Genomic DNA, 667 nt, shown 5'->3' with positions numbered 1-667 from the left:
CACCTTCGCAGGCTTACAGAACGCTCCCCTACCCAACAACACATAGTGTCGCTGCCGCAGCTTCGGTGCATGGTTTAGCCCCGTTACATCTTCCGCGCAGGCCGACTCGACCAGTGAGCTATTACGCTTTCTTTAAATGATGGCTGCTTCTAAGCCAACATCCTGGCTGTCTGGGCCTTCCCACATCGTTTCCCACTTAACCATGACTTTGGGACCTTAGCTGGCGGTCTGGGTTGTTTCCCTCTTCACGACGGACGTTAGCACCCGCCGTGTGTCTCCCGTGATAACATTCTCCGGTATTCGCAGTTTGCATCGGGTTGGTAAGTCGGGATGACCCCCTTGCCGAAACAGTGCTCTACCCCCGGAGATGAATTCACGAGGCGCTACCTAAATAGCTTTCGGGGAGAACCAGCTATCTCCCGGTTTGATTGGCCTTTCACCCCCAGCCACAAGTCATCCGCTAATTTTTCAACATTAGTCGGTTCGGTCCTCCAGTTAGTGTTACCCAACCTTCAACCTGCCCATGGCTAGATCACCGGGTTTCGGGTCTATACCCTGCAACTTAACGCCCAGTTAAGACTCGGTTTCCCTTCGGCTCCCCTATTCGGTTAACCTTGCTACAGAATATAAGTCGCTGACCCATTATACAAAAGGTACGCAGTCACCC

At 52.9% G+C, this 667-nt stretch carries 1 rRNA gene; it reads right to left on the bottom strand.

Annotated elements, in window-relative coordinates:
• Positions 1-667 (bottom strand): 23S ribosomal RNA (locus tag EQY_RS0116750); the annotation flags it as partial.

Origin of the sequence: Escherichia sp. TW14182 (genome assembly GCF_000208525.1) — a bacterium.
GTDB classification, from domain to species: domain Bacteria; phylum Pseudomonadota; class Gammaproteobacteria; order Enterobacterales; family Enterobacteriaceae; genus Escherichia; species Escherichia ruysiae.
Note: the sequence above shows the minus strand (reverse complement) of the source record. Positions and strands in the feature narration are given on the sequence as shown.